A 7,278-nucleotide genomic window follows, 5' to 3' on the forward strand; every position below is an offset into this window, starting at 1 on the left:
TAATAAAATTAAAATATTCTATATGTTATAATAAGTACTGAGATTTAATTTCCTAAATTTGTGAAATACAAATAAATTTAAAATCTAAGGGGTATTTATGAAAACTATTAAACAATATAAAAAACATACAAGTATTTTGCTAATAACAATTTTAATTTCTATAACAGGATATACTGCATATTTTATCAATAAAAATATAAATATAAATCAATCTTTCATAGTAGATAAAAAGGATTTGTATTTTTCTAAATTGCCGTCAAATTTCCAAGACTATAAAATTCTACAGATAACCGATTTACACTCTATGGAATTTGATAAAGATAATAAAACTTTAATATCTACTATAGATAAATTGTCACCAGATGTTATCTTTGTGACAGGCGATATGTTTTCTTCTTCAGAATTAAAAAAAGAAGATAATACATACAATCGAGATTTTGATGAGGAAAGTTTGCCAGGTTTTCAACTTCTAAAAAATCTTTCACAAAAATATGAAATCATCTACTCTACTGGAAATCATGAAGAAGGTATTGATTCTATCTTCAACGGTAAGGATTGGAGCCTGAGAAATAGATATAAAGATAATGCTTACAATAGATATATCAACAAATTATCTAATTTAGGCGTTAAATTTGTCGATAATACTTATACTACAATACAAAGGGGAAACCAATCTATAAATGTATATGGAATATATTATTACTTTTTAGATGAATATGCTAAAGGCAATATACCTAAAGGTGATAAAGACTTAGACTTTTTAAATACAGTAGATAAAAATAAGTTTAATATATTACTTAGCCATAATCCAACTGGAGCACAAACCCTAAAAGACTACGAATTTGATTTAGTTTTTTCTGGTCATGTTCATGGAGGAATAATAAGATTCTTCAATAAAGGTCTTTTGGACCCTGCAAGAAAGTTTTTCCCAAAATACAATAAAGGGCTTTATGAAGTTGGAAATACTCAACTATTTGTGAGCACTGGGCTAGGCAATACTAAATTTATGAGGATAAATAATAGCCCTGAGCTTAATTTAATCACGTTAAAATCTAAATAAAATTAAACAATCAGAAGGTTATACTGTTGAGCAATTCGGCAGAGGTTTTCAATTACAAAAAGGTAATGAAAGTAAACTATTAATATCCGAAGGTTTTATGCGGATGTACGAAATATTTAGCGAATAAAAAGATGGCATTATATGCCATCTTTTTATTGTTTAAATAGTATTAAATTTCAACATTGTATTAAAACATAGCCATTATTTAAAATTAATCACATCTCTTTTTTATTATCTTTTTATAATCTTTTTAATTAAGTTTCTACTTTTAAAAAATAGTGGTCTAATAGGTTTTAATAATACCCATAACCTCATATATATTTTATATTTTTTATTATCGCATGAAATTAATTTTTCGTCTCTATAAAAAGATTCCACTACTCCAATTACTTGATCAAATCTAACTACTTCTGTCCACTGTTGTGCATCTCCATTCATTATAAAACAATCATTATCTATTATTTTTCTTATTCTATGGAGTACGTGTTTTCGTGAATCTCTTTTTATAAAAACTATCTCATTTTTTAGTGGCTTTCTCTTTTGTGGACTTACTAATACTACACTATCTTTTAAGTGTCTCAATGTCGGATTCATGCTATAACCTGTTACTCTGAGTTTACAGCTACCTCCACTTTTTATAACCTCTTCCATTATAGGAACTATATCTTTTTCATTATATGAAGTATTTTTATTCATAAAACATTTCCCTTTAATCCTTATAATAATTACTCACTTAACTTAACTGTATTTGTAGTACTTAATGGAATATTGTGTAGCCCAATTTGTTTAACCACGATATTTTTTATATCTTTTGTATTATCTTCCCCGCAATACACTCTAAGTGTATTTTTATCTACATACATAGTACTTTTCTCTTTTCCATCAATAAATACAGTACTCTTTCTCGTGAAATTTTTCCCTTTTATACAGATTTGATTATCTTGTAATACTGCACTTTCAATTTTTATATCTTTTGTGCCCATTTTTAAATTGCTAGGTTTAATTTTTTCATCTTCATTTAAATAATAATCTTCTCCAAACAATATATCATATTGTATAAGTTCTAAATCTTTTTTATAGTCTTGTTTTGAACTCAGTGATTTGTGGACATTTTCCATAGGTCCTAAATCAACTCCTGCTAAAGAAAGCATTATTGTACTCATTTGATAAGCACTTATATCCCCACCTTTAAAATCAGTATTTAAATCAAAATTACTGTAAATAGCATATGGTGTAGTAGTTCTGTCCACATTTCCTCCATCTCTATTTAATAAATCTAGTGCAGGTGTATGATCCCCATAAAATACAACGATTGTATCTTCATCTAAAGAATCAACCAAGTCTATAACATCACCTATAAATTCATCACTTTCATGAATTTTATTTATATAGTAGTATATTTGATTTTGATCTGATTTTGAAAGACTGCTATTTACTACTTTAATAGGGAAATTGTATATATCTGAATTTGTCGGATAAGGACTATGTCCTTCAACAGATATTGTGAATACTAAATCCCTTTCTTTACTTGATTCTAAACATTCTTTTATATATTTTGTGAGCACTGTATCTTTTGCCCAATTAGTTTCAGTTCTCTCAACATTGTCCATATATTCAACAGATGTATATGTATCATATCCAAGCGAACTGTACGCCTTATTTCTATTGTAGAAATTACCTTGATTATTATGGATTGCATGTGTCGAATAACCTTGTTTTTTTAGTGTTGATGCTACTGAATTTAAAGTTTCATGTCCTAAAATAGTGTAGTGCGGCACTTCCCCATCTGTTAAAAATTCTAAGTCTAATCCTGTCATTACTTCAAATTCTGTCCTAGCTGTTCCCCCTCCAATAGAAGGCGTCTTCATCTTTCCTGAAATACCATTTTTCTGTAGTTTTCTAAAATTAGGTATTGGATCTTTACTATACATAACTTTATCAATCGACATAGGGTCCATAAATCCTTCTAGCTGAACAAATAGTATATTTGGTTTATTTGATGAATTGTCGCTTATTTTTGTCAATTTGCTACTTGCTACAGCTGTCTCTTTATTAGTTTGAGTTTTTGAATCGACTTCTTTTCTTATCGCTACAATACTTTCTTGATTATAATTATCTGGTTTAAATCTTATAAATCTAAGTCCCGACTCTAATGTTGAGTATACATATCCATTATATCTATATGTTTTAACCATATTTGCACTGTAGTATATCAAGGTCTTGCTATTAACAAGATTTATATAATATGAGTATGTACCTCCTATTAAAACTAATAAAATAATTATATTTGTATAACTTGTAATTCTAACTTCTCTTTTGTCTTTCATAAATAAAAATACAATAAAAGCTAAAAGCATTGCCACTATAATTACTATAAATATTAATTTATTCTGTCCTAAAAAATCTTTTGCCAATGATAAACCATCATTTATACAATAAATATCACTATATGCAAGAGGTATCCCTCTAAATATTGATACAAAATAATTGCAAAGCGATAAAATCATTAAAATAGAACTCATTAATACAGTATAAAATACTTTTTTCTTTAGTAAAATTAATGGACTTAACAATAATAAAATAATTAAATAATCTAATATTAAACACCATATCTTGTCTGAAGGTATATCTAAAAATACATAAAACTTATCCCATATATACTTAATCAATGGTGTCATAATTAAAAATAATACAAATCCGCCTATATAATAATTTCTTTTATCTTTTTTAAATACAAATAATGTCAAAAAAAGTATACTTAAAAGTATTCCTACTCCTATACATATCGTACTATTTTGTATATAACCAAAACTTGTCGTCCCCATTGCCGACACAACTTCTGTAATTATAAAAATAATAAAAGATATATAGACCAAGTATATTAATTCTTTCATCGAGCTTTTGTTTGGTTTAAACTTGGCTTTATCAAATTTGAAAAATTTCATCGCATTTCCCCTTATATCCTCATTTTTTACATTAATATTTTAGCACTAAATTCTACCATCTCAAATATTTTACTTAAAAAATAAAAGTGTTATATATTATAACAATCCTCTTTCAAGTAATTTTTGCTTTACAGTTGGATAATTATCTATATTTGTATGTGGTAAAAAGCTAGCAGCTCTCATTTTTTCTATAAAATCCTTTGCATCTTCTAAGCCGATATAATTTATCTTTTCAACAATATCATCTATTTCTGAGAGTAAGTTTCTATCCGTAAGTAACTTATATGCTCCTTTAAGTGATGAATTACCTGGGCATTCAAATTTTTCTCTAGGTAAATCAGGATACATCCCTATTGTAACAGCAGATTCTATATCTAAATGTACGCCAAAAGCACCTGCCACATAGAACTTATCCAAATCGTTTAATGTAAGTCCAACTTCTTCTAATAAAAAAGCTACCATAGTATGAGCTGCTGATTTTGTCTTTAAAAATTGATTTATATCGCTTTGAGTAAATATTAAAGATTCATGATTTTCACTTTCTTCTTTAGTTGCATATTCTACAGCTAATTGTGAGTTTACTTTTATTATGTTTTTTGAGGCATTTTCTTTTAACTCGCCCGAAAAATCTATCCATCCATTTAAAAACATCTCTGACAATAAATCAACTATTCCTGAGCCACATATTCCTAAAGGCTTTTTATTTTCTATAGTTGTATATTTTATATTATTGTCTACAATTTTAATTGTGTCGATTGCTCCTTCTTTCGCCCTCATCCCAAACTTGCTTATACCGCCTTCTAATGCTGGGCCTGCTGCTCCTGCAACAGCAACTAAAAACTCCTCATTTCCTATAACTAGCTCTCCATTTGTCCCTATATCTATAAATGCTGAAAGTTCTTTTTGTTTATATATTTCTGTAAACAATACACCACTTACAATATCGCCACCTAGATAATTTGCTACTGATGGAAAGCAATATAGATACCCATTTATAGGTATTCCAATTTCATCACAACTTATAAATCCAGTATGATTAAATATTGGTGTATAAGGCATTTGAAAAATTGTCCATGGATCTATATTTAATAAAAAATGTATCATAGTAGTATTACCTGCAACTGTCATAACGCTGATATCTTCGCTATTTATTTTACTTTTTTCAGTAATTATATATATAAGCTCTGAAAAAGTATATATTGTAGCCTTGTGAATTTCGTATAATTTTTCTTTAGAATTTCTAGTATAAAATATTCTATTTAAAATATCTTCTCCAAACGAAATCTGTTTATTAAAACAGCCCTCTTCTACTACTATATCGCCTGTGTTTAAGTCTACTAATCTCATAATTACAGTTGTACTTCCCAAATCTACACATAAACCGTAATTTTTGTCTGTTTTATCACCTTGTTCAATCCTTGTGACAACCCAATCATAAGTGCGTTTTACTAAAGTTACAGTTATTTCAAAATTAGATTCTCTACACTTTGGATATAAGTCTTTTGTTATTTTATAAGGCATATCTACATTTTTATATTTGATTTTTAACTTATCTAAAATCCTATCTCTATCACTTTTTATATCTTTGCTATTTGGCATATCTAGTTTTAAAAAAACTTTTTCACTTAGTGCTTTCATATACTTCATCCCCTGTTTATATATTTATTATCTAGATTATATCTTGATTTTTATCCCTTTTTATTTTATTTAATTTTTGTATTATCTTACTAAAAATAATAACTACAATTATACCAGTTAGAGCCCCACAGCTATCAATCATAACATCTCTAAATTCGCACGAACGCCCCGGTACAAAATACTGATGTAGTTCATCAGATGCAGCATATAAAGCTGATATTACAAGAGCTATTAAAAAATTGCTTTTTAATTTAAACTTATTTAATGATCTTAAGTTTGCAAAACAAAGTCCCCCTAATATCGCATATGCTGTAAAATGTGCTCCTTTTCTTACTATAAATTGTAACCCTTCTACTATGCTGTCTTGTGTTACTTTATCAATTGATCTAAATTGAGAAAAAAACATACTAAGTATATTGTAAGTAAATCCTCCACTTATATTAGAAGATTGTGTAGAATTTTTAGCTGACATACTAAATATAAATGCCATCCAACAAAAAACAAGTATAGTTAAAGTAATTATTTTCCCTTTTTTCTTCATTTTTTCACCTTTCAAATACTGATTTTTATTGTATAAGTAAAACTTTTATTTTCTATACAATGATAATAATTATTATATCATCTATTTTTAACTAAAAATAAACAAAACTTCTATATACTAAAAAAACTGAGAATTTCCAATGGTAAAATTCTCAGTTTTCATTTATTTTTATAATTTAATTATTTCAAGAAATTTATCTAACTATAGATTTTTTAATTTTCATGTATTTTTGCTATAGTTATTTATTTCTTGGCAGAGTAACATGCCTATATTTCCATCTTCAAATACATTTTTTTCATTTTTATTAAAAATATATTTTGCTGCTATTCCAGTAAATATTATTATACTTGGTGAAAAATCTTCTTCAAAAGATTTTCTACCGTTTATGACAATTTTTGAAAATCCCCAAGAGTAATCACTCAGATGGATTGTTGTAATCATTATATCTGCTAATATTTTGCAAAGTCCTCTTATTTTTTCTACATCTGTAGTTTCCCCTTCATTGAGATCTATGCTATATAGTCTAGCTAAATCTCTAATATTGTTATCTACATAAGTAATTTTATTGCTACTTGAGTCAATTTTGACTTGTTCTTTTCCAATATTAAGACTTATAGTTCCTTTAGATTCCCCATTTTCATAACGACAAACAGTAGTAATATCGTCTTTTATGTTAATTCTGGCAATAGAAGTCTGTTTGTCATTTGATAAATCTACAGTATCTATACTTCTGTCATCTGATACAAGAAATCTTGAACCTTCTTCCTTATCAATAACTATACTGACAAACTTGTTATTCATAATTTTTCCCCCTAAACATAAATAGACATCCTAAAATACTAAGATGCCCCATTGCAATACTAATTTAGAACTTAATTTTAAAATATAAACATTATAACTCTTTTATTTTATGCTTTTATCTTAGTTAATTTTTGAAATTATGTCAATTTTATAGTCTTATTATTTTATAATATTTTTCTTTTATGTATACAATATGCTATATAAATCTTCTCTATTTATACTACTCGCCCTTGAATTTGAACTTAAATTTTTTGGCCTTCATCTTATTTTTAAACTTAGATTTTTTAACCTTT

Annotated in this window: 6 protein-coding genes; 1 reads left to right on the forward strand and 5 read right to left on the reverse strand. The window is 27.0% G+C overall.

Annotation, left to right across the window (positions count from 1 at the left end):
• Window positions 1–97 precede the first annotated feature (97 nt).
• On the forward strand, window positions 98–1,060 hold the full coding sequence (locus I4U58_RS11655) for a metallophosphoesterase (RefSeq protein ID WP_195931517.1): 963 nt from the start codon (window positions 98–100) through the stop codon (window positions 1,058–1,060).
• 231 nt (window positions 1,061–1,291) lie between these two features.
• Here I4U58_RS11655 and I4U58_RS11660 read toward each other — a convergent pair whose 3' ends face one another.
• The 5 genes from I4U58_RS11660 to I4U58_RS11680 form a co-directional block, all read right to left on the reverse strand.
• On the reverse strand, window positions 1,292–1,756 hold the full coding sequence (locus I4U58_RS11660; RefSeq protein WP_195931518.1) for a S24/S26 family peptidase: 465 nt from the start codon (window positions 1,754–1,756) through the stop codon (window positions 1,292–1,294).
• A gap of 29 nt (window positions 1,757–1,785) precedes the next feature.
• Complete coding sequence (locus I4U58_RS11665; RefSeq protein ID WP_195931519.1) at window positions 1,786–4,005, reverse strand: LTA synthase family protein; 2,220 nt, start codon at window positions 4,003–4,005, stop codon at window positions 1,786–1,788.
• Between the two features lie 96 nt (window positions 4,006–4,101).
• Window positions 4,102–5,643: an ASKHA domain-containing protein gene (locus I4U58_RS11670; protein WP_195931520.1), complete on the reverse strand. Its 1,542-nt coding sequence runs from the start codon at window positions 5,641–5,643 to the stop codon at window positions 4,102–4,104.
• Window positions 5,644–5,674: 31 nt separating this feature from the next.
• Window positions 5,675–6,184: a VanZ family protein gene (locus I4U58_RS11675; RefSeq protein WP_195931521.1), complete on the reverse strand. Its 510-nt coding sequence runs from the start codon at window positions 6,182–6,184 to the stop codon at window positions 5,675–5,677.
• A 219-nt stretch (window positions 6,185–6,403) separates the two neighbouring features.
• Window positions 6,404–6,985 carry an ethanolamine ammonia-lyase reactivating factor EutA gene (locus I4U58_RS11680; RefSeq protein ID WP_195931522.1) on the reverse strand — a complete coding sequence of 194 codons (582 nt, stop codon included), beginning with the start codon at window positions 6,983–6,985 and terminating at the stop codon, window positions 6,404–6,406.
• Window positions 6,986–7,278: the final 293 nt, after the last annotated feature.

It is taken from the genome of Clostridium sp. 1001270J_160509_D11, from assembly GCF_015667935.1.
Taxonomy (GTDB): domain Bacteria; phylum Bacillota; class Clostridia; order Peptostreptococcales; family Peptostreptococcaceae; genus Intestinibacter.

What these genes read in the sequence shown, in the direction of transcription:
- I4U58_RS11665 (WP_195931519.1), bottom strand. Translation starts at nt 4,005, where the DNA reads ATGAAATTTTTCAAATTTGATAAAGCCAAGTTTAAACCAAACAAAAGC.
- I4U58_RS11675 (WP_195931521.1), bottom strand. Translation starts at nt 6,184, where the DNA reads ATGAAGAAAAAAGGGAAAATAATTACTTTAACTATACTTGTTTTTTGT.
- I4U58_RS11680 (WP_195931522.1), bottom strand. Translation starts at nt 6,985, where the DNA reads ATGAATAACAAGTTTGTCAGTATAGTTATTGATAAGGAAGAAGGTTCA.
- I4U58_RS11660 (WP_195931518.1), bottom strand. Translation starts at nt 1,756, where the DNA reads ATGAATAAAAATACTTCATATAATGAAAAAGATATAGTTCCTATAATG.
- I4U58_RS11655 (WP_195931517.1), top strand. Translation starts at nt 98, where the DNA reads ATGAAAACTATTAAACAATATAAAAAACATACAAGTATTTTGCTAATA.
- I4U58_RS11670 (WP_195931520.1), bottom strand. Translation starts at nt 5,643, where the DNA reads ATGAAAGCACTAAGTGAAAAAGTTTTTTTAAAACTAGATATGCCAAAT.